This is a genomic window from Lentzea sp. NPDC092896 (assembly GCF_044754905.1).
Taxonomy (GTDB): domain Bacteria; phylum Actinomycetota; class Actinomycetes; order Mycobacteriales; family Pseudonocardiaceae; genus Lentzea.
The window spans coordinates 319,118-338,759 of record NZ_JBIVPX010000010.1; the positions used below are offsets into that span (position 1 = coordinate 319,118).

The 19,642-nt window shown below is 70.4% G+C and carries 22 protein-coding genes and 1 pseudogene; 11 read left to right on the forward strand and 12 right to left on the reverse strand.

Translation table 11 applies throughout. The features are described from left to right. Nucleotides 1–50: 50 nt before the first annotated feature. Nucleotides 51–914, reverse strand: coding sequence for a hypothetical protein (locus tag ACIQF0_RS38565; RefSeq protein WP_401038327.1), 864 nt, complete (start codon nucleotides 912–914; stop codon nucleotides 51–53). Beyond that, nucleotides 911–1,258 carry a PadR family transcriptional regulator gene (locus ACIQF0_RS38570; RefSeq protein ID WP_360036336.1) on the reverse strand — a complete coding sequence of 116 codons (348 nt, stop codon included), beginning with the start codon at nucleotides 1,256–1,258 and terminating at the stop codon, nucleotides 911–913. Before ACIQF0_RS38570 ends, ACIQF0_RS38565 begins: the two co-directional genes overlap by 4 nt. A gap of 684 nt (nucleotides 1,259–1,942) precedes the next feature. On the opposite strand from ACIQF0_RS38570, the gene ACIQF0_RS38575 reads away from it, so the two are divergent. Both ACIQF0_RS38575 and ACIQF0_RS38580 read left to right on the forward strand, forming a co-directional pair. Then, entirely contained in the window at nucleotides 1,943–2,698 is a 756-nt protein-coding gene (locus ACIQF0_RS38575) for a thymidine kinase (protein ID WP_360036333.1), read from the forward strand. A 238-nt stretch (nucleotides 2,699–2,936) separates the two neighbouring features. Further along, nucleotides 2,937–3,281, forward strand: a complete 345-nt coding sequence (locus tag ACIQF0_RS38580; RefSeq protein WP_065919117.1) for an RNA polymerase-binding protein RbpA — start codon at nucleotides 2,937–2,939, stop codon at nucleotides 3,279–3,281. An 83-nt stretch (nucleotides 3,282–3,364) separates the two neighbouring features. Here the strand turns inward: ACIQF0_RS38580 and ACIQF0_RS38585 are convergent, their stop codons facing one another. Beyond that, on the reverse strand, nucleotides 3,365–4,006 hold the full coding sequence (locus tag ACIQF0_RS38585) for a TVP38/TMEM64 family protein (protein ID WP_401038332.1): 642 nt from the start codon (nucleotides 4,004–4,006) through the stop codon (nucleotides 3,365–3,367). Between the two features lie 30 nt (nucleotides 4,007–4,036). Here ACIQF0_RS38585 and ACIQF0_RS38590 point away from each other — a divergent pair, with 30 nt between their 5' ends. From ACIQF0_RS38590 to ACIQF0_RS38600, 3 genes and pseudogenes are all read left to right on the forward strand, one after another. After that, the gene (locus ACIQF0_RS38590) at nucleotides 4,037–4,861 is read left to right on the forward strand and encodes an aldo/keto reductase (protein WP_401038335.1); all 825 of its coding nucleotides are present in this window, start codon (nucleotides 4,037–4,039) and stop codon (nucleotides 4,859–4,861) included. An 8-nt stretch (nucleotides 4,862–4,869) separates the two neighbouring features. Further along, nucleotides 4,870–5,457 carry an SMI1/KNR4 family protein gene (locus ACIQF0_RS38595; protein ID WP_401038337.1) on the forward strand — a complete coding sequence of 196 codons (588 nt, stop codon included), beginning with the start codon at nucleotides 4,870–4,872 and terminating at the stop codon, nucleotides 5,455–5,457. 193 nt (nucleotides 5,458–5,650) lie between these two features. Next, nucleotides 5,651–6,067 (forward strand): annotated as a pseudogene (locus ACIQF0_RS38600) (MgtC/SapB family protein); the annotation flags it as partial. Between the two features lie 165 nt (nucleotides 6,068–6,232). Here the strand turns inward: ACIQF0_RS38600 and ACIQF0_RS38605 are convergent. The 4 genes from ACIQF0_RS38605 to ACIQF0_RS38620 all read right to left on the reverse strand — a co-directional run bounded on the left by ACIQF0_RS38605 (nucleotide 6,233) and on the right by ACIQF0_RS38620 (nucleotide 9,480). Beyond that, a complete protein-coding gene (locus ACIQF0_RS38605) occupies nucleotides 6,233–6,541 on the reverse strand; it encodes a DUF1540 domain-containing protein (RefSeq protein WP_285639988.1) in 309 nt (102 codons plus the stop codon). Nucleotides 6,542–6,620: 79 nt separating this feature from the next. Continuing rightward, nucleotides 6,621–7,253, reverse strand: coding sequence for a nucleotidyltransferase domain-containing protein (locus ACIQF0_RS38610; RefSeq protein WP_401038341.1), 633 nt, complete (start codon nucleotides 7,251–7,253; stop codon nucleotides 6,621–6,623). Further along, nucleotides 7,250–8,017, reverse strand: coding sequence for an amino acid ABC transporter ATP-binding protein (locus ACIQF0_RS38615; protein ID WP_401038343.1), 768 nt, complete (start codon nucleotides 8,015–8,017; stop codon nucleotides 7,250–7,252). The genes ACIQF0_RS38610 and ACIQF0_RS38615 overlap by 4 nt, the downstream gene beginning before the upstream one ends. Then, complete coding sequence (locus tag ACIQF0_RS38620; RefSeq protein WP_401038346.1) at nucleotides 8,014–9,480, reverse strand: ABC transporter substrate-binding protein/permease; 1,467 nt, start codon at nucleotides 9,478–9,480, stop codon at nucleotides 8,014–8,016. The genes ACIQF0_RS38615 and ACIQF0_RS38620 overlap by 4 nt, the downstream gene beginning before the upstream one ends. Before the next feature lie 67 nt (nucleotides 9,481–9,547). Here ACIQF0_RS38620 and ACIQF0_RS38625 point away from each other — a divergent pair, with 67 nt between their 5' ends. Further along, a complete protein-coding gene (locus tag ACIQF0_RS38625; RefSeq protein WP_401038349.1) occupies nucleotides 9,548–10,327 on the forward strand; it encodes an alpha/beta fold hydrolase in 780 nt (259 codons plus the stop codon). Here the strand turns inward: ACIQF0_RS38625 and ACIQF0_RS38630 are convergent. Next, complete coding sequence (locus ACIQF0_RS38630) at nucleotides 10,311–11,063, reverse strand: class I SAM-dependent methyltransferase (protein WP_401038351.1); 753 nt, start codon at nucleotides 11,061–11,063, stop codon at nucleotides 10,311–10,313. The genes ACIQF0_RS38625 and ACIQF0_RS38630 overlap by 17 nt on opposite strands. Before the next feature lie 103 nt (nucleotides 11,064–11,166). On the opposite strand from ACIQF0_RS38630, the gene ACIQF0_RS38635 reads away from it, so the two are divergent. Continuing rightward, nucleotides 11,167–11,751 carry an NADPH-dependent F420 reductase gene (locus ACIQF0_RS38635; protein WP_401038353.1) on the forward strand — a complete coding sequence of 195 codons (585 nt, stop codon included), beginning with the start codon at nucleotides 11,167–11,169 and terminating at the stop codon, nucleotides 11,749–11,751. Next, nucleotides 11,748–12,767 (forward strand): LLM class flavin-dependent oxidoreductase, encoded by a 1,020-nt coding sequence (locus tag ACIQF0_RS38640; RefSeq protein ID WP_401038356.1) that lies wholly within the window; start codon nucleotides 11,748–11,750, stop codon nucleotides 12,765–12,767. Before ACIQF0_RS38635 ends, ACIQF0_RS38640 begins: the two co-directional genes overlap by 4 nt. Before the next feature lie 32 nt (nucleotides 12,768–12,799). Here ACIQF0_RS38640 and ACIQF0_RS38645 read toward each other — a convergent pair whose 3' ends face one another. From ACIQF0_RS38645 to ACIQF0_RS38660, 4 genes are read right to left on the reverse strand one after another with little or no spacing between them, the layout of a single operon-like run. Then, the gene (locus tag ACIQF0_RS38645; protein ID WP_401038359.1) at nucleotides 12,800–13,339 is read right to left on the reverse strand and encodes a hypothetical protein; all 540 of its coding nucleotides are present in this window, start codon (nucleotides 13,337–13,339) and stop codon (nucleotides 12,800–12,802) included. A gap of 17 nt (nucleotides 13,340–13,356) precedes the next feature. After that, a complete protein-coding gene (locus ACIQF0_RS38650; protein ID WP_401038362.1) occupies nucleotides 13,357–14,526 on the reverse strand; it encodes an ABC transporter permease in 1,170 nt (389 codons plus the stop codon). After that, the gene (locus tag ACIQF0_RS38655; protein ID WP_401038365.1) at nucleotides 14,523–15,236 is read right to left on the reverse strand and encodes an ABC transporter ATP-binding protein; all 714 of its coding nucleotides are present in this window, start codon (nucleotides 15,234–15,236) and stop codon (nucleotides 14,523–14,525) included. Before ACIQF0_RS38655 ends, ACIQF0_RS38650 begins: the two co-directional genes overlap by 4 nt. Next, the gene (locus ACIQF0_RS38660; RefSeq protein WP_401038368.1) at nucleotides 15,233–16,270 is read right to left on the reverse strand and encodes a peptidoglycan-binding protein; all 1,038 of its coding nucleotides are present in this window, start codon (nucleotides 16,268–16,270) and stop codon (nucleotides 15,233–15,235) included. The genes ACIQF0_RS38655 and ACIQF0_RS38660 overlap by 4 nt, the downstream gene beginning before the upstream one ends. Before the next feature lie 79 nt (nucleotides 16,271–16,349). On the opposite strand from ACIQF0_RS38660, the gene ACIQF0_RS38665 reads away from it, so the two are divergent. The 3 genes from ACIQF0_RS38665 to ACIQF0_RS38675 are packed head-to-tail and all read left to right on the forward strand — an operon-like array spanning nucleotide 16,350 to nucleotide 19,558. Continuing rightward, on the forward strand, nucleotides 16,350–17,045 hold the full coding sequence (locus tag ACIQF0_RS38665) for a response regulator transcription factor (protein ID WP_401038370.1): 696 nt from the start codon (nucleotides 16,350–16,352) through the stop codon (nucleotides 17,043–17,045). After that, nucleotides 17,035–18,732 (forward strand): ATP-binding protein, encoded by a 1,698-nt coding sequence (locus ACIQF0_RS38670; RefSeq protein ID WP_401038372.1) that lies wholly within the window; start codon nucleotides 17,035–17,037, stop codon nucleotides 18,730–18,732. The genes ACIQF0_RS38665 and ACIQF0_RS38670 overlap by 11 nt, the downstream gene beginning before the upstream one ends. A gap of 34 nt (nucleotides 18,733–18,766) precedes the next feature. Beyond that, complete coding sequence (locus tag ACIQF0_RS38675) at nucleotides 18,767–19,558, forward strand: glycoside hydrolase family 20 zincin-like fold domain-containing protein (RefSeq protein WP_401038375.1); 792 nt, start codon at nucleotides 18,767–18,769, stop codon at nucleotides 19,556–19,558. Nucleotides 19,559–19,642 lie beyond the last annotated feature (84 nt).

Here is a 19,642-nt window from a genome sequence, read left to right on the forward strand (position 1 = left end):
TCCACTCCGGTCCAGGGCGGCGCTGCTCTCACCGGCAGCGCCGCCCTTTTTCACGCCCGGACCCGCTGCCGCCGCACCGGCGCCACCGCGGCCGTCACCAGCAACAGCGCCAGCCCTGCCGCCGGCACGAAGACCTCGCTCCCCGCGACGACCAGGAACACCAACGGCACCAGCTGCAGCACCGCGAACAACGACAACGCCCGCCCCAGCACGAAGTCACCACGCACGAACGCGAACACCCGCAGCCCCACGGTGATCAGCCCGACCGCCAGCAACCCCACCCCCGCGGCGAACCCGCCCAGCACCCCGAGCAGAGCCGCTCCCCCACCCCACCAGAGCAACCTGCCCGCGGGCGGCGTCGGCGCCTCCCGGTGAAAACCCAGACACAGACACACGAACGTCACCAGAGACGGCAGCTGGAACACGCTCCACATCAACGCGTACTCCGGCTGCCCCAGAGACACCACCGACAACACCGCCGGAGCCGCCGCCGCGACCTTCGCGAGCGTCCGCCGCCCGTTCAACAACGCCGGCAGCGCCACCAACGGCCCCAGCTCCAGCACCCTGACCGCCGAGAGCGGACCACCGACGCCCGCCGCGAGGTTCACGATCGCCGCCACCGCGTAGAACACCCCGAGCAGCAGCCCGAGCATCCCCAGCGCCCGCACGACCTCACCGCGCCACACGACCTTCGCCGGCACGCTCGTGAGCGCCGCCCCCGCCGCGAGATGCGTGCGCACCGCAAGCCCGAGGATCGCGCCCGTCTCCCCCCACCCCGGCCAGCTGTGCTCCAGGTCGAGGTCGTCGTCCCGCTCGGCCAGGAAGATCCCGACCATCTCCTCCTCGCGGTCCTGCCGGTACCACCGGGGCAACACCCTCAGCAGCACCCGGTACCGCCGCTCCAGATTGCTCACACCCGACCCGCCCATGCCTGGAGCCCCCTCCCCCTCAGCACCGCGCTCGCCGCCCGCACGTTCGCGCTCAGCCTCGCGACCTCCGCCTGCAACGCCCGCACACCGGAGTCGGTCAGCTTGTAGTAACGCCGCAGCCGCCCCTGGTGCACCTCCTCGCGGTCGCGCTCGGCGAGCCCGTCCGCGACCAACCGGTCCAGCACCCCGTACAGCGTGCCGACCCGCAACACCATCCGCCCCTCGGACAGCTGCTCCACCGCCTGCACGATCGCGTACCCGTGCAGCGCCTCCTCCGCCAGCGCGGTGAGGACGAGGAACGTCTGTTCGGACATGACCCGACCACTCATGTCGTTGAATATATCGCGGCGCAAGCTATATCGGGAAGCGGAATGACCCCGGAGGGTCGACTTCAGTTGACACTGAAGCAATAGAGGAGGCCGAGTTGAGCGACTGGACGTTCGAACGCCTCGCGGGCGGTTGGACGCCTACGAGGTCCCGAACCGGATCGCGGGATCGCGCAGACAGGACTGCGCAGCGCCCATCCCGCGCTCCTCTCACCCGACATGGATGCCAACCAGGCTGAGCGCCCCCGTGCCGCGCTCTCTTCGCCCGACGCGGCGCCGGCCTCCCTCACCGCGCTCTCCACACCCACCGCCACCGTCCTGCGCTCCCCTCGCCCGACGTACGCACCAACCACGCCGGTCCCCACTCCCCTCACCCGGCCACGCCAACCTCCCCCACACCGCGCTCTCCTCGCCGAGCGCCGGTGCCGACCACACCGGTTCCCCCACTCCCCTCCCCTGTCGATGCGTTTTGGTCCGGTCCTGCGTGACGCGCGGCCAGTCCAGCCGCCTTCGCCTCAGTCAACACTGAAGCTATCGAGTGATCCGAGTCGAGATGAGGTTTGGAACCTTCGAAAAGGGGCTATGCCGTCCGGAAATGGCAGGTCGCACTCGAACGACCCGACGAGGGAGAGGGGAGGACCGTGGGGATTCCTCATGATCGGGATCCAGGCACTAGGGTGACCCGCCGTGGACGCCCTTCCCGATCCGACAGACGCCCTCTCCGCTGTACCTGTCGCTGGTTCCCGGCGCTCGACGCCGGTGGTGGGGCACCTCAAGTTCTTCTTCGGTCCCATGGACTGCGGCAAGTCGACGCTCGCGTTGCAGATCGACCACAACAACTCGCGTCAGGGCAGGCGCGGCCTGCTCCTGGTGCGGCACGACCGGTCGGGCAGGCCGCAGATCTCCAGTCGCATCGGCATCACGCGCGAGGCCGCGGAGATCCGCGACGACGACCTCCGCGCACTGGTGAGAGCGGAGTGGGCCGAGGGCCGGCGCGTGGACTACCTGATCGTGGACGAGGCGCAGTTCCTCTCCCCCGCCCAGGTCGGGCAGCTGGCGGAGCTCGCGGACGACGTTCAGGTGGACGTGTACTGCTTCGGGCTCGCCACGGACTTCCGCGGCGAGATGTTCCCCGGCTCGCAGCGGCTGTTCGAACTGGCCGACGAGCTCAAGGCGATCCAGGTCGAGGTGCTGTGCTGGTGCGGGGTGCCCGGGCGGTTCAACGCACGGGTGCGGGCCGGCCGGGTGATTCGCGCCGGGGACACGGTTCTGGTCGCCGACACGGCTTCGGACACGGAACAGCACCGATCGGGTACAGAGAGCAACGGTGTAACCGAGGCCACGGAAACTACTATCCGTTACCAGGTGCTCTGCCGGCGTCACTTTAGGTTGGGCGACCTGGGCCCTGACGTCGCACAAAGTGGTCAACTTCGGTTGGCGTAGGCGACTACCCACAGGCCCCACTGGGCCATTAGAGTGATGCATGAGCGCAGGAGCTTGATAACGCGTCACGATCCTGTGGCGATCGCATCCATTAGTAGGAAGCCTTCGTTGACGAGTGAAAGACGTCACTGTGGGCGACCATGAGAGCGAACCGGAAACAAACGGAGCAATCCGGGCGTTGCACACGGTGAGCAAGAAGCCTGGGCCCCGGCCCTGAGCCGAGCGAAAGGACACCGCCATGGCCGACCGCGTTTTGCGTGGAAGCCGGCTCGGAGCAGTCAGCTACGAGACCGACCGCAACCACGATCTCGCTCCGCGCCGGGCAGCGCGGTACGCCTGCCCGAAGGGACACGACTTCGAGGTCCCGTTCTCCGACGACGCCGAGTTGCCGCCGACCTGGGAATGCCGTCTCCACGGCACCGAGTCGAAGATCATCGACGGCGTCGAGCCGGAGGTCAAGAAGATCAAGCCGCCGCGCACGCACTGGGACATGCTCCTGGAGCGCCGGTCGATCCCCGAGCTCGAGGAGCTGCTCGACGAGCGGCTCGAAGAGCTTCGCGGACGCCGTACCCGCACGGCCTGATCCAAGGGCCAGCCAGGTCGCAGACGCTTCAAGCCGTCCCGGTCTCCCGCCGGGGCGGCTTTTTGCGCACCTCTTCCTGGCGTCTAGGAGGCCCGTACGGCCGCTGTGATCAAATTCCGGCCCCACCACACGCCCACGGCCGCCAGCACGGCCCAGATCGACAACGCGACGATCGAGCGCGGCGAGCCGAGATCGCTCAGCGCGTCCCCCAGCACGGCGGCGAGCACGGTCGAGGGCACCAGTCCCAGCGCCGTGCCGAGCGCGAAGTCCCCGCCCCTGACCGACGTGACGCCCGCGCCGTAGTTCGCCAGGGCGAAGGGCAGGATCGGCAACAATCTGATCACGAGCGTCGCCTCGACCCCCCGGCGCGCGAAGACCCGTTCGAGCACCGTCAGTCGTTCCCCCAGCCAGCCCTTGACCGTGTCGCGGCCGAGTCCGCGGGCGATCGTGAACGCGATCATCGCGCCCGCCGTGAACCCCGCGATCGCGAGTGCGCTCCCCCACCCCACCCCGAACAGCAGCCCCGCCGCCGTCGCGAGGACCGGTTTCGGGAAGAACACCGCCGTGCCGAGCGCGCACACCGCCACGAACGCGACCGGAGCCGCGCTCCCCGCGCCGTCCACCAGTGCGCGAAGCCGTGCGCCGTCGGGCAGGTCCACGAGCTGTGCCGCTACCGCCAGCGCGACGACGAACAGCACCAGGAGGATCAGGCCCGCACGTCGCATCAGCCCAACGTACCGGGCAGGCTGGGGCGCATGACCGTGCTGCTCCCCTCCGGCGAGACCGTCCCCGCGCTCGGCATGGGTACCTGGATGATGGCCGAGGATCCCGCGAGGCGCGCCGCCGAGGTCGACGCCCTGCGGACCGGCCTCGACCTCGGGCTGAGCCTGATCGACACCGCCGAGATGTACGGCTCCGGCGCGTCCGAGACGCTCGTGGGCGAGGCGGTGGCCGGTCGGCGCGACGAGGTGTTCCTCGTGTCCAAGGTGCTGCCGTCCAACGCGTCCGCCAAGGGGACGGTCCGTGCGTGCGAGGCCAGCCTGCGTCGTCTGGGCACCGACCGGCTCGACCTGTACCTGCTGCACTGGCGCGGCAGCGTGCCGTTGGCCCAGACCCTGGACGGGTTCTCGGCGCTGCTGGACGCGGGCAAGATCCGGCACTGGGGCGTCAGCAACCTCGACCTGGGCGACATGCGCGAGCTCACGGCGTTGCCGGGCTTCTGCCAGACCAACCAGATCCTCTACAACCTCAGCCGCCGCGGCCCCGAGCACGACCTGCTGCCGTGGCACGCCTCCACCGGCATCCCGATCATGGCCTACTCCCCCGTCGAACAGGGCAGGCTGCTCGACTCCCCCGCGCTCGCCGCCGTGGCTCGGCGACACGACGCCACTCCTGCCCAGGTCGCGCTGGCGTGGGTGCTGCGGCTGCCTCAGGTCTGCGCGATCCCCAAGGCCGGTTCGGCCGCGCACGTGCGGGAGAACGCGCGGGCGCTGGAACTCCGCCTCACGCCTGAGGACATCGCCGATCTGGACCGGGCCTTCCCTCCCCCTGCCGGGCCGTCGCCGCTCGCCATGCTTTAGTTCCGGCCGTGAGCTGGACCGACATCGAGACCTGGATCGGCGAGAACTCCCCGGCGCTGTACGCCGTGTTGCTGCCGTCGTCGTCCGCTGTGGACATCGCGGACGCGGAGGAGAGCATCGGCTACGCGCTGCCCGCCGAGCTCGTCGCGTGGTGGCGGCAGTTCGGTGGCATCGGCGAGACGTACGCGCGCTGGGCAGTCGTTCCTCCGATGTGGCAGCCGCACGGCCTCGACAACGCGTTGCGCCTGCGCACGGTGATGATGCAGGCGATCAGCGGCATCGCGTTCCGGACGCTCGGCGAGGAGAAGGACTACGAGGCGGCCGCCCTGCGCGAACCGGCCGGCACGCCGTGCGTGGACATCTGGCTGCCCGCGTGGCTTCCCGTAGCCGCGGACGGGTCCGGGCACGAGCTGTTCGTGGACCTGCGCGGCGGGGACCGGCACGGGTGCGTGATGGAGTGGGACAAGTACAGCGGTGCGGACCGCGATCCGTTGTGGCCCAACGTGACCGCGATGCTCGACGACGCGTTGAGCGCGCTGCGCGGCGAGACCGACCATCGTCTGGTGTTCGAGCGCAACGACTTCCGCTGGGAATGAGACGCGCGTCCCACTCTCACCCGGGCCTCACGTCCGTTTCGGTAACGTGACTCCCCGGTCTTACCAACCAGACACAAGGAAGCGAGGTGAGCGACACATGCCAGGCGACAGTAGCCGGCGCAGGTCATTCACCTCGCACGCTCGCAGTTCTGGCGTGTGACGCACACCCCTGCAACACAAGGGGAGTCACACGATGCACGTCTTCGACATGACGCTGCGCATTGCCGAGAGCATGGGCCTCGGCGCGTTGATCGGTTTCGAGCGGCAGTACCGCTCGCGCATGGCAGGCCTGCGCACCAACGCCCTCGTGGCGGTGGGTGCAGCGCTGTTCGTTCTGCTGTCCGCACAAGGCTTTGACGGCCAAGGCGATCCCACGCGCGTCGCCGCACAGGTGGTGTCCGGCATCGGTTTCCTCGGCGCGGGCGTGATCCTGCGCGACGGACTGTCGGTGCGGGGACTCAACACCGCGGCCACGCTGTGGTGCGCGGCCGCGGTGGGGTCACTGGCGGGCGCCGGGCTGCACGTCGTCGCGGCGGCCGGCACGGTGGCGATCATCGCCGTCAACGTCGGCCTGCGGGAGCTGGGCCGGGCCGTCGACCGCAAGGAAGAGGACTAGTGGGGTGGCCTGGAATGTTGCCGGGCGAATTCGCGGTCAGACGGGTGCATCGTGGTGCCGCCCCCACGTCCTCGTACTGGATGTACGGGGGCGTGGGGGCGGTGCCGCGAGGCGCCCTGCTGAGCGTGAATTACCCAGCCGACATTCCAGGCCACCCCGCTAGCGGGGCTGGTACGTCAGGCAGTTCGCGTGGTGGTCGCCCTCGCCCTGGCCGACCCGCACGCTCTGCGCCGTGCATTCGAGCGAGGCGTTGTGCGTGCAGTCGGTGCGGGAGCAGGCACCGACCTGCGCGACGACCTTGTCCAGGCCGCCCTTCGTGCCCAGCGGGATGAACGTGCCGCAGTCGGCGGCGCCGTTGTCCCCGCGCACGGTGATCGCGAAGGCGTGGCAGCCGTCGTGGTTGTAGGAGCAGTCGCTCACGGTGCAATCGTGGACGGCGGGCATCGCCGGGTTCTCGAGGGTGGTCATGTCCGCTCCTGCCGTGGTGGGAAAGGTTCGGTGATTCGGACGATGCCACCACGGCAGAAGGCCCGCAATTCGAGAGGAATTAGGCGAGCCTATCCTTTTGGGATTCCGCTGCGCCTATTTCCGTCAGCCGCTCCAGCCACGGATGCGTGGGCCGGCCGAGCAGGATCGCGTCGGCCAGCCACCGTCGTTGCTCCGCGCTGAGCTGCGGCAACGCTGCGTCGAAGTCGGCTTCATCCTTCGGGCGCGGCGAATTCGCCTTGTAGAACAACTGGATCTCCGGCGCCAGGTACGGGATGCCCGCCGGGCTGATGCGGGTGAGCGTATCGATGGGCCGGCGCACGCGTGGATCGCGCCGGGAAACCCAGTCTTCGCCGGCGGATTCGTCGAGCATCACCTGCACTCGCCATTGTTCGGACCCGGCCGGACGGCACCAGATGTCGTGCACTTCGGCGGGAAGCAGCTCACCGGGCCGCCACGGGCGCAGCGTTCCCGGCGGGTCGGCGGCCCACCACTCCCAGCCTTCGAGGGCGCGTTGCGCCGCGAGCTGGTCGCGGCGCAACAGCAGCACGTCGACATCGGAGTGCGGGCGCACCGGGCGGCCGACCGCCAGTTCGACGGCGTGGCCGCCCGCGATCCACCAGGGAGCCTCGGTGAACAGCCTGGCGACCTCGGCCGGGCTGAGCGGGTCCCACGGAAGCTCCGTCAGGTTCACCCGTGGTCGAGAACGCGCCGCAGGAACCGTTGCGTGCGTTCCTCTCGCGGCTCCGCGATCACCTGCGCGGGCGGCCCGCTCTCCACGATCACACCGCCGTCCAGGAACAGCACCTGGTCCGCGACCTTCTCGGCGAACCGGATCTCGTGCGTCACGATGACCGTCGTCCACCCCTGCGACGCCAGGTCCTTGATGACCGCCAGCACCTCCCCCACCAGTTCGGGGTCGAGTGCGGACGTCGGCTCATCGAACAGCACGACGCGTGGCTTCAACGCCAACGCACGGGCGATGCCGACGCGTTGCTGCTGGCCGCCGGAGAGCTGGTACGGGTAGGAGTCGGCCTTGTCCGCCAGTCCCACCTGGTCCAGCAGGACCCTGGCCTCCGCCACCACCTCGTCCACCGGGCGTTTCTGGGCGACGACCGGGCCCTCGGTGAGGTTCTCCAGGACCGTGCGGTGCGGGAACAGGTTGTGCGACTGGAACACCATGCCGCTCTGTGCGCGCAGGCGCCGGCCCTCGGCGCGGCCCGCCTTGCCCACGGGCAGTGCCGAGAAGTCGACCGACACGTCGTCGATGCGGACGACGCCGCTGTCCGGGGTGTCGAGGACGTTCAGGGAGCGCAGCAGGGTGGTCTTGCCGGAGCCGGACGGGCCGAGCAGGACGGTGGAGGTGCCGCGCGGGGTGGTGAAGTCGACGCCGCGCAGGACGTTCAGCTCACCGAAGGACTTCTTGAGCCCGGTGACCTCGATGCGGATGTCGGTCATGCGATCACGTACCTGTTCAGCCTGGTCTCCAGTCGTTTCTGCCCGGCGGACAACGCCACGCAGATCACCCAGTAGTAGAGCCCCGCGAACGCGTAGAGGGCGAGGAACTCGTTGCTCTCGGCCGCGGCCAGCTGGGACTCGCGGAACAGCTCGGTCAGCAGCACGACCGAGCCGAGTGACGTGTCCTTCAGCAGCGACAGCAGCGTGTTGGACAGCGGCGGCACGGCGGTCCTGGCCGCCTGAGGCAGCACGATCCGACGCAGCGTCTGCGCGTAGCCGAAGCCGATCGTGGACGCCGCCTCGAACTGGCCGCGCGGCACGGACAGGATCGCCGAGCGGACGACCTCGGCCGCGTAGCCGGCGACGTTCAGCGAGAACGCCACCACGGCGGCGGTGAACGGCGGGAACTTCAGGCCTATCTGCGGCAGGCCGTAGAAGACGATGAACAGCTGCAACAGCAGCGGGGTGCCGCGGATGACCGAGATGAACGCCCGCGCCAGGCCCGACAGCACGCGGTACGGCGAGATCCGGGCGAGAGCCACCAGCAGCGCCAGTGCCAGGCCGATGGCGAACGACAGGGCGGTCAGCGGGATGGTGACCTTGACCAGGCCCACGAACATCGGCCACGCGGTCGAGGCCAGGATGTCCCACGTGCTGCGCGGGCCGCGGCCCGCCGAGAGGTCTGCGGCGCCACCGTCCTCAACGGACACGTCGGCCTTGAAGTACTTCTGGGAGATGCCGCGCAACGTGCCGTCGGCCTTCAGCGCGTCGATCGCGGTGTTCGCCTGGGACAGCAGCGCCGAGTCGGCCTTGCGCAGCGCCAGGACCTGCTCGCTGCCGGAGTCGCCCGCGTTTCCGGCGATCTCGACGTCCTTCGAGCCGGTGGACGCGAGGTAGTCGAGGACGGCGATGTTGTCGTTGACGATGGCGTCCACGCGGCCCTGCTGGAGCAACGCCGCTGCCTGCGCGAAGCCCTCGACGGCCTCGACGTTGGCGCCGGCGTCCTTGGCGACCTTGGCCCAGTTGCTGGTGCTGGACTGGGCGGTGGTCTTGCCGCGCAGGTCCGCGAGTGACTTGATCCGGTCGTCGCCGGTGCGGCGCACGACCACACCGCGTGAGAACGTGTAGGTGCTGGACAGGCCGTACTTCGCGGCCCGTTCCTCGTTGCGCGACACCTGGTTGGCGATCAGGTCGATGCGGCCGGAGTCGAGCGCGGGGAAGATCGCGTCCCACTGCGTCTCGACGAACTCGAGCTTCCACCCGGCCTTCGCGGCGATCGCCTTGATCACCTCGATGTCGTAGCCGGTCAGTTCCTGGCTCTGGGGGTCGTGGAAGGAGAACGGCGGGTAGGTGCCCTCGGTGCCGACCTTCACCACCGGTGGCTGTTGTTGCGCCATCGCCGGTGCGGGGACGACGATCAACAGCAGCAGGAGCAGCACCGCGCCCCTGAACACTTGTCGCATTCGGGCAGGGTAGAGCGAACAGGGCGGGCGGCGCTGATGATCCACTATGCGGGACGAGGTGTACGGCATGGCTGCGGTGACCACCGCCGACGGACAGACGGTGTCCTATGTGGACCACGGCGGTGACGGCCCTGCGGTCGTGCTGCTGCACAGCTTCCTGATGGACGCGACGATGTGGGCGCCGCAGGTCAGGGCCCTGGGCGACCGCTACCGGCTGATCGCGATCGACGAGCGCGGCCACGGTGCCACGCCCGCCGAGACGCCGTTCGACCACTGGGACGTCGCCCGCGACACCCTCGCCGTGCTCGACGAGCTCGAGATCGACCGTGCGGCCGTGATCGGCACCAGTCAGGGCGGGTTCGTGGCGCTGCGGATGGCGTTGCTGGCACCGGAACGGGTCACGGCGCTCGCGCTGCTGGGCACGTCCGGGGAGCCGGAGGACCAGCAGGTCTCCGACGCCTACCAGCAGCTCGCCGAGGTGTGGATCGCGCAGGGACCGGGATCGGTGATCGAGGCCGTGGCGAAGATCTGCCTGGGCGACTACGACCCGTCCGAGTGGACGCCGAAGTGGAGCGAGGTCGAGCCGGAACGGCTGCGGCTCATCATGAACGCCCTGGTCGGCCGTGAAGGCGTGCTGGACCGGGCCGCGCGGATCGAGGTGCCCGCGCTCGTGCTGCACGGCACCGCGGACCTCGCCTATCCCGTCGCGAAGGCCGAGGCCCTGGTCGCGGCGCTGCCCAAGGCCGAGCCGCTGGTCCTCGTCGAGGGTGGCGCGCACTTCCTGAGCCTCACGCACGCCGCCGACGTGAATCCGCACCTGGAGCGGTTCCTCAGCGCGAACCTCTGACGGCCCACGCCTTGGCGGTCAGTTCGATCGGGCCTTCCGCCGGGAGACGGGAGCGGAGCAGGTCGCGCACGGCGGCGAGCTGCTCCGGCGGCAGCGTCGCGGCGTAGGCGGGCGCCGCGCCCGTGCCGCCCAGGAACGGTTCCCAGAAGTCCGCGAAGTCCCGGAAGACCGTCGGCACGACGATGCCGGTCACCTCGACGTCGCGCAGACCGGCGCCGGTCCACAACGCGCGCAACGGGTCGGCTCCGCTCACCTCGCTGAACCGCAGGCCTTCGTCGTGCGAGGCCGCGGCGGGATCGACGTCCTTCGCGGCGTCCCAGAACAGCCGCATCATCTGCATGCCGCTCGTGTAGTCCCACAGGTACGAGCCGACGTACGACCCCGCGCGGGCGAACTCCCCCACCGCCTGGGCCGCGTCGGGCACGAACGTGAGGACGAGGCCGCTGATCACGACGTCGGCGGTGCGTCCGCCCAGGTCGGTGGCGTTGCCGACCTCGAACGTGGCGCCGGGCACGCGCTGCCGGGCGCGTTCCAGAAAACCCTCTGACGGGTCGACGCCGGTGATCGCGGCCGGCTGGGCGTGCGCCAAGACGGTCTCGGTCAGCGCGCCCGTGCCGCAGCCGACGTCGAGCCACGTCCGGCCGGGCGGCGCGTCCAGCCAGCGCAGGAACTCCACCGCGACGGGCCGGCTCCACCGGCCGACGTAGCGCTCGTAGGCGTCACCGAAACCCCACACGTGGTGAAAGTAGCCCAGCCGGCCCGAACACACCCCGCGGGAATAACCGGGGGCTGGTCCGGTTAAGCTAGGTGATACGTCAACTAGCGAGGTCGGGTGTGCTGTGAAGATCGCTGTTCTCGGTGCGGGCCACGTCGGTCCCGTCCTCGCGCGCCTGGCCCTGGCCGCGGGCTACGAGGTGGGCATCGCGGGCTCCGGTGACCCCGCGCGGATCGAGATGATCATCGAGTTCCTCGCGCCGGGTGCCGTCGCGCAGTCCGCCTCCGACGCCGTCGCGGACGCGGACCTCGTCGTGCTGGCCATCCCGTGGCACCGGTTCGCCACCCTCGATCCGCGGCTGTTCGCGGGCAAGGTCGTCGTCGACTCGATGAATCACTGGCCGCCCGCCGCGGAGCCGTTGGGCACGAGCGAGGAAGTGGCGGCGCGACTGGTGGGCGCGCAGGTCGTCAAGTCCCTCAACCACGTCGCCTACCAGGACATGGAACCCGCCGGTGGCCGCGCGGTCGGCCTGGCCGGTGACTCGCCGGCCGCACTGGAGGCCGTGGCGGCGTTCCTGGAGCGCGTCGGGTTCGACCCGGTGCCGGTGGGATCGCTCGCCGCGGGACGGCTGCTGGAACCCGGCGGCCCGGTGTTCGGCGTCGCGACTCGCAGGCAGGAATTCGAGAACCTCATCAAGGAGCAGTCATGACCACGTTCGGACTCGACACGTTCGGCGACGTCACCCACGACGCGTCCGGCACCCCGCTGTCGCACACCCAGACCATCCGCAACCTGGTCGAGCAGGGCGTGCTGGCCGACCAGGTCGGCCTCGACTTCTTCGGCATCGGCGAGCACCACACCCCGGACATGCCGTTGTCGGCGGCCGACGTGGTGCTGGCCGCGATCGCCGCCCGCACCTCGAAGATCCACCTCGGGTCGGCGGTGACGGTGCTCAGCTCGGACGACCCGGTGCGCGTGTACCAGCGGTTCTCGACGCTCAACGCGCTGTCGGACGGCCGTGCGGAGGTCATCCTGGGCCGCGGGTCCAGTGTGGACTCGTTCCCGCTGTTCGGCTACGACCTCGCGGACTACGAGGACCTGTTCGAGGAGAAGACGCACCTGTTCGCCGAGCTGCTCAAGGGCGGCCCGATCACCTGGCAGGGCAAGACGCGCGCGGCGCTGCACGAGCAGGACGTCGTGCCGTTCACCGAGCCGTTCCCGACGTGGATCGGCGTCGGCGGCAGCCCGCAGTCCGTCGTGCGCGCGGCGTCGTACGGGTTCTCGCTGATACTCGCGATCATCGGCGGCCACCCCGCCCGGTTCGCGCCGTTCTCGGAGCTCTACCTGCACGCGCTGGAGAAGTTCGGCCGCGAGCCGTTGCCGATCGGGATCCACTCCCCCGGCCACGTGGCGCCGACCGACGAGCAGGCGCGGGAGGAGTTCTGGCCGCACTACCTCGACGTGATCGGACGGCTCGGCAAGACGCGCGGGTTCTCCACGCCGACGCCGGAGTCCTACGCGCACGAGGTGGGGCCGCACGGCGCGCTGTTCGTCGGGTCGCCGGAGACCGTCGCGACGAAGATGGCGGCCACCATGAAGAAGCTGGACGCGAGCCGGTTCGACCTGAAGTACGGGATCGGCGGGCTGTCGCACGAGTCGCTGACGCGGACGATCGAGCTGTACGGGACGCAGGTAGTGCCGCTGGTGAAGGACATGCTCGCGTGAGGTGAGGGGGCTGGGGTTCCAGCCCCCTCGTGTCACTTCTTGGACGACGCGATCTCGCACTCCTTGGCGTGCTCCAGGCCGAGCGAGATCGACGCGGCGTCGTTGTTCGGGCCGCCCAGCGCGTATGTGACCATGGTCGAGCCCGGTTCGTTGAGCACCTCGACGTAGCGGACTCCCTTGCCGCGCAGGCACTGCACGACCCGGTTGGCGAAGTCGACCGCCTCGGGGTTGGTGACGTCCTTCTCCCACGGCGGCAGCGGCGACTTCGACTCGCACGCCTGCAGCGCCTTGTCGAGCTCTTCCTTCGTGGGTTCCGGGCGGCCGCTCCCCTCGGCGGAACGGCCCTTCTTGTCCAGGCCGAAGCTCGCCAGGCACTGGTCGTACGGGGCGTTCAGCGCGTCGAAGTCCTCCGGGGTCATGTCGAGGCGTTCGCGGGGCCGTTGCTCCTGGGCGGCCGACGTCGCCGCGGCGCTGCTCGGCGGCGTGGAGATCGAGGCGACCTGGGGCTGGGCCTCGGGCTTCCCACACGCGGCCAGCAACAACAGCAGCAGGGCCAGGGTGGCCTTCTTCATCGCGGGATTTCCTTTCGTCACGCGGCGAGCGCCTGCGTCGGGGTGAGCCGGGCGGCGCGGATGGAGGGGTAGAGGCCGGCGGCGGCGCCCACGACGAACGCGGCGAGCACACCGGAGGCCAGGACTTCGAGGGGGATGACGAGCGGCCAGCGGTGCAGGGTCGCGTAGCCCGCGACCCCGAGCGCTCCCAAGGCGGTGCCCGCCAGTCCTCCCAGGCCGGACAGCAGTACGGCCTCGGTGAGGAACTGCGCGCGGATGTGGCCGCGGGTAGCGCCGAGCGCGCGGCGCAGGCCGATCTCGCTGCGGCGTTCGAGCACGGAGATCACCATCGTGTTCGCCACGCCGACGCCGCCGACCAGCAACGCGACACCCGCGAGCCCCAGGAACAGGGCGCTGTAGGAGTTCTGCGTGGCGCGCTTGGCCGCCAGCGCGTCGGACGGGCGGCTCACCTGCACCAGGCCGGGGATCTCGCCGTGCAGCGTCGCGGGCAGGATCGCCCGAACGTCCTCAATGGACTCCTCGCGGGCCTTCACGTAGACGACGGTGGGGTGGCCGTCGAACCCCAGCTGCGTGCGGGCGGCGTCCCAGCCGACCAGCACCGAGCGTTCGATGTCGGGTGCGAGCGGCATCGGGCCGAGCACACCGGTCACGGTGAACCACTTCTCCCCCACGAACACGGCGGGGTGTTCGCCGACGTCCGGGATGCCCAGCCGTTGGGCTGCGACGTTGCCGAGGACGACGCTCGGGAAGTCCGGTCGTGGCAGGAAGTCGCCGCTCTGGACGTGGCCGTTCACGGCGTCCAGGAGGCCAGGGGTGGCGGCGAGGACGGTGATGTCGGAGCTGTGGCCGGGGTCGAGCAGGTCGTTGCGGCGAACTCGGGTGTGGGTGTTGGCGACGGCCGCGGCGGCCGTGACCGGGCCGATGCGCTGGACCATCGCGACGGAGGACTGCGGGAACAGCACCGGGTCGTCCTGGCGTGGGGCGGGCTGGGCGCGCAGGAGGTTGGTGCCGAGGGCGGTCAGTTCGTCGAGCAGGGCCTGCTGACTGGAGGCGGGGATGCCGGTGACGACCACGACGGTGGCCATGCCCAGGGCGATGCCGAGTGCGGACAGGGCGGCGCGGAGGCGGCGGGTGCGCATGCCCAGCGAACCGAGAGCGAGAAGGTCGGCGGGTGAGAGACGGGTCATCGCTCGACCCTCGAGAACTGGACGGTCGCGGTGGCCTGGTCACCGCTGTCCGCGATGATCCGCCCGTCCCGCAATTCCACTCGACGTGGCAACGAGGCGGCGATGTCCCGGTCGTGCGTGATCAGCGCGATGGTCGTGCCCTGCCTGTTGAGCTCTCGCAGCAACTCCAGCACGGCGAGCCCGTTCGCGGTGTCCAGGGCCCCGGTCGGCTCGTCGGCCAGGACCAGCGCCGGGTTGTTCACGACGGCGCGGGCGATGGCGACGCGCTGGCGTTCGCCGCCGGAGAGCTCGGACGGACGGTGGTCGGTGCGGTGCCCGAGGCCGACGCGGTGGAGCGCCTCCACGGCCAGCGGGCGGCGGTCCTTGCGCCTCACGCCCGCGTAGAGCAGGCCGGTCGCGACGTTCTCCGTGGCGGTGAGGCCGTCGGACAGGTGGAACTGCTGGAACACGAACCCCAGCCGGCTGCCGCGCAGCGCGGACAGGCGGCGGTCCGGGAGGAGGGAGACGTCCTGGCCGTCGATCTCGACGGTGCCGGACGAGGGCAGGTCCAGGGTGCCGACGAGGTGCAGCAAGGTGGACTTGCCGGAGCCGGACGGGCCCACGATCGCGAGCAACTCCCCCGCGGCGACCTGCAACGACACGTCGTCGAGAGCCGTCACGCCGCCGGGGTAGCGCTTGGTCACCGAGCGCAGGGCGAGGACGGGGGTCATTGGGCGGTCACCACTTCCAGGCCGTCGGTGACGCCGTCGCCGGAGATCTCGACCTTGTCCTGCGAGTAGAGGCCTGTTCGGACTGCCTTCAAGCCGCCGGAAGGCAACTGGATCGCGTAGCCGCCTTCTTTGAGTGCCACGAGGGCCGCCAGCGGCACGGTCAGCACGCCGGTGCGGCTTTCGGTCGTGATCGTGAGGCGGACGGGAGCGGTGTCCAGGTCCTCGACGTCCGCCGGGTTGTCCGGAGTGACGACGACGTCGGCTTTCGGGCCACCGCCGCCGTTCTCCGCGGTGGTGGCCACCTGCTTCACCGAGGTGACCTTGGCGGGGACGGCGCGGTTGTCCGGGCGCACGATCGTGACCGGCAGGTCCGTCTTCAGCACGCCCGCCTCCGAGACCGGCACCTGCACCGAGACCAGCCGCGTCGTGGGCGTGACCTCGAAGAGTTCCTCGGTGGCGGGCTCGCCGAGCTGGGCCTTCACGGTGCCGACGCGCATCGGGCGGTCCAGGACGAGCACGCGGCCGGGGGCCAGGACGCCGGACTGGTCGACGCCGAGCGCCTTCTGCCACTTCTTCAGGGCGTCGACCACGCGCGGGGTGAGTTCGGCCTTGGCGGCGTCGTTGGGACGGGTGCCGACCGAGTAGCCGAGGGCGGCGAGGTTGTCCATCACCACGGCCACGTCCGAGCCCTTGAGGCCGGGGGCGTCGAGGGCTCGGAACAACGGGGTGGCGCCGAAGAACACGACGACGGGCTGGTCGTCGACGCGGTAGAGCTCCTTGCCCAGTTCGGTGGTCTGGCCGGTCGCCGGGAGCTTCGTGACGGTGCCCGTGGCGCCCTTGACGGGGCGGGCGGTGCCGAAGCCGAGCTGGGCCTGGAGCGTGCGGGTGTTCGTGAGGTCTCCCTTTCGCACGGTCGTGGTCTTCACCGCTGGTGGCGGAGCCGCGGCGGGCTCTGGCGGCCGGGCTCGCACCACCAGCACCACGGCGATGACGACCACGACGAGCACGGTGGCCGCGATGACTGTCCTGCGCATGCTGTGGATCTTCGGAGGCACTTGTGAGGATCCTGTGTCGAACCGGTGATCGCCGTGAGGGCGTCCTTATGATCGGCCGGTGAGCGCTCTCATCCTGGTCGCGGAGGACGACGAGAACCAGGCCGAGCTGGTGCGCCGGTACCTGGAGCAGGACCATCATCGTGTGCTCGTCGTCCACGACGGACGGGACGCGCTCGACGTGGTCCGCGATCGGCAGCCGGCGTTGGTGGTGCTCGACCTGATGTTGCCGGGACTGGGCGGGCTGGGCGTGTGCCGGGCGTTGCGGGCCGGGTCGGACGTGCTGGTGCTGATGCTGACGGCGCGGTCCACTGAGGACGATCTGCTGCACGGGCTCGGGATCGGCGCGGACGACTACATGACCAAGCCGTTCAGCCCGCGCGAGCTGGTGGCGCGGGTGCGGACGTTGCTGCGCCGGGTGCCCGCGGAGAAGCCGGCACCGGTGCTGGAGGTCGGGCCGATCGTGGTCGACCAGCCGCGGCACGAGGTGCGGGTGCGCGGCGAGCTGGTCGAGTGCACGCCGGGCGAGTTCGGGCTTCTGGAGGTGCTGGCGTCCGAAGTGGACAGGGTGTTCAGCCGCGAGCAGTTGCTGGAGCGGATGCACGGCATCGACAGCTTCCTGACCACGCGCACGATCGACACCCATGTGAAGAACCTGCGGCGCAAGATCGAGACCGACCCGCGGGTGCCCGCCCACCTCGTCACCGTCTACGGCATCGGCTACAAGCTCACGGCCGGACGCGCTGATGCGCCGTAGCGTCTTCACGCGGCTGCTCGTGGTCGTGGTGCTGATCGCGGTCTGCTCGATCGCCGCGACGGCGTGGCTGGCGACGCAGCTGACCAAGGCGTCGATCGCCCGTGAACAGGGCCGCGAGCTGGCGTCGGACAACACGATCTACACGACTCTGCTCGCCTACGCGGCCGGGCACCGCGACTGGTCCGAAGTGGACGGTTACGTCGAGTCGCTGATGACCGAGCACCCCGGCCGGCGGCTCGTGCTGGTCACCAAGGACGGCCGCACGGTCACCGATCGCGGCGGGGACGGCGGTGAGCTGCCGGCGAAGGCGGCGGCCGTGGTGGATCCGCTGGCGGTCGACCCGGTGCTGGTGCCGGGCGCGCCCGCGGACCGGATCGACAAGCGCGTGCTCGGGCCGTTCCGCACGCCGATCGACTTCCGCGACCGCGAGGACCCCACTGGATCGCTGTTCTGCCTGCGGATGGTCAAGAAGGAGCAGACGCGGCTGGACTGCCGGGAGCGGGACCTGCCGTTCGACACCGCGGCCGACTTCTACGCGTTGCTGGACCTGGAGGACCTGGTCGCCACCTGCCTGGCGCGCCGGTCGCTGCCGCCGGTCGACCTCGATCCCGACTACACGCCAGCGCTCAAGCAGTCCACGGGCGTGCCGCCGCCGGACGAGCCCGCCGTCGCGGCCTGTGTGGCCGCGTCGCGGAAAGAGCAGCTCACGCCGTACGTGGCGCCGCCGGTGCTGCTGTACCTGACGAACCCGACGGGCACGCCGACGACCGCGATCTCGTTGTCGGGCAACGGCTGGCAGGTCGTGGGGGCCGCGGCGGCGGTGCTGCTGGCGGCGATCGGGGTGGCGGCGTTCGCGGGAGCGCGGATCACCCGGCCGCTGCGCGCGTTGACCGCGGCCGCCCAGCACATGTCCGGCGGGGGCGACATCCCGCCGGTGCCGGTGCGCGGGCAGGACGAGATCGCGGGACTGACCAGGGCGTTCAACACGATGGCCGCCACCAGGGCGCAGGTCGAGCAGGCGCGCAAGGCGATGGTCAGCGACGTCGCCCATGAGCTGCGGACGCCGTTGAGCAACATCCGGGGCTGGCTGGAGGCGGCCGAGGACGGGGTGAGCGACCTCGATCCGGCGCTGATCACGTTGCTGCTCAAGGAGGCGCTGGTCCTGCAGCACGTCGTGGACGACCTCCAGGACCTCGCGGTGGCCGATGCGGGCTCGCTGCGCCTGACGCACGAACGGGTGAACGTCGCGAGCGCGTTGGAACAGGTCCAAGCGGCGCACGACGTTCGTGCCACGCAGGCGGGCGTCACGCTGGCGATGTCCGCGGACCCCTCCCTGACCGTGCGGGCAGATGCCCTGCGGTTGCGGCAGATCCTGGACAACCTCGTCGCGAACGCGTTGCGCTACGTGCCCGCCGGCGGGTCGGTGACGGTCGAGGCCACGGCAGGAGATGGCACCGTTGTGTTCACGGTGACCGACACCGGTTCGGGCATCTCGCAGGACGATCTGCCGCACGTGTTCGACCGGTTCTGGCGCGCGGACAGGTCGCGCAGCCGCACCACGGGCGGCAGCGGGCTGGGTCTCGCGATCGTCCGCAAGCTCGTCGAGGCGCACGACGGTACGGTCGGTGTGACCAGCACAACAGGTGTCGGAACCACGTTCCGCGTCCGATTGCCGGAACTCAGCTGATACACCCAGCGTTAGTTCGCTGGAGAGGAAACCGGTGATTGTTCCCATGCCCACGAGCGCGCCCCGTCGCACGGGCTCGTTCGTACTGACCGAAGACGTGACCGTCCGGGTGACCGGACAGGCGCGCACCGCGGCCGCGATGCTGCGCGAGCACATCTTCCGGCAGACCGGCTACCTGCTGGCGGAGTCGCCCGACGGCATGCTGATGGTGTCGCACGACCCGGCGATGCGCGGGCTCGGCCCCGAGGGGTACGCGCTGCTGGTCAGCAACGACGCGGTGATGCTGCGCGCCGGTACCCAGGCAGGGCTGCGGCACGGCGTGCAGTCGTTCCGGCAGCTGATGACCCGCGACGCGACGGTCCGCGCGGCCGATCTGCGCGACTCCCCCGCGTTCGCGTGGCGTGGTGTGTCGAGCGCGCTGCTGCCGCCCGCCGAGATGCGCAAGGCCATCGACCGGATGGCCGCCTACAAGCTCAACGTCCTGCACGTCTTCCCCGAAGGCGATCCGGACGCACTGCGCGACCTCGTCGAGTACGGCCGCGATCACGGCATCACCGTCGTGCCCGAACTGAGCCCGGCGACGATCGAGTTGCTGGAGCTGTTCCCGAGCCGCTGGGTGCACATCGGTACCGCCAAGCTGACCACGAGGTTCGCCGGTTTGCTGGAGCGGCACGGCAAACTGCCGGTGCGCTGGCACGACGGCAGCACGGACGTCCTGGGCCCGCACGGCAAGCTCGCCGAGGGGGACGACGGGCTGCGCGCCGTCGCGACCGCGGGCTGGGTCGGCGGCCTGCGCACGACGTCCGCCGTGGCGCCCGCCTGGTAGCCGTTCACAGTCGTGGTGTGACCGCAGGTCAGACGGGACCCGCGGTTCACATGTTTATCTTTGACCGGCGGTGAACATGTCCAT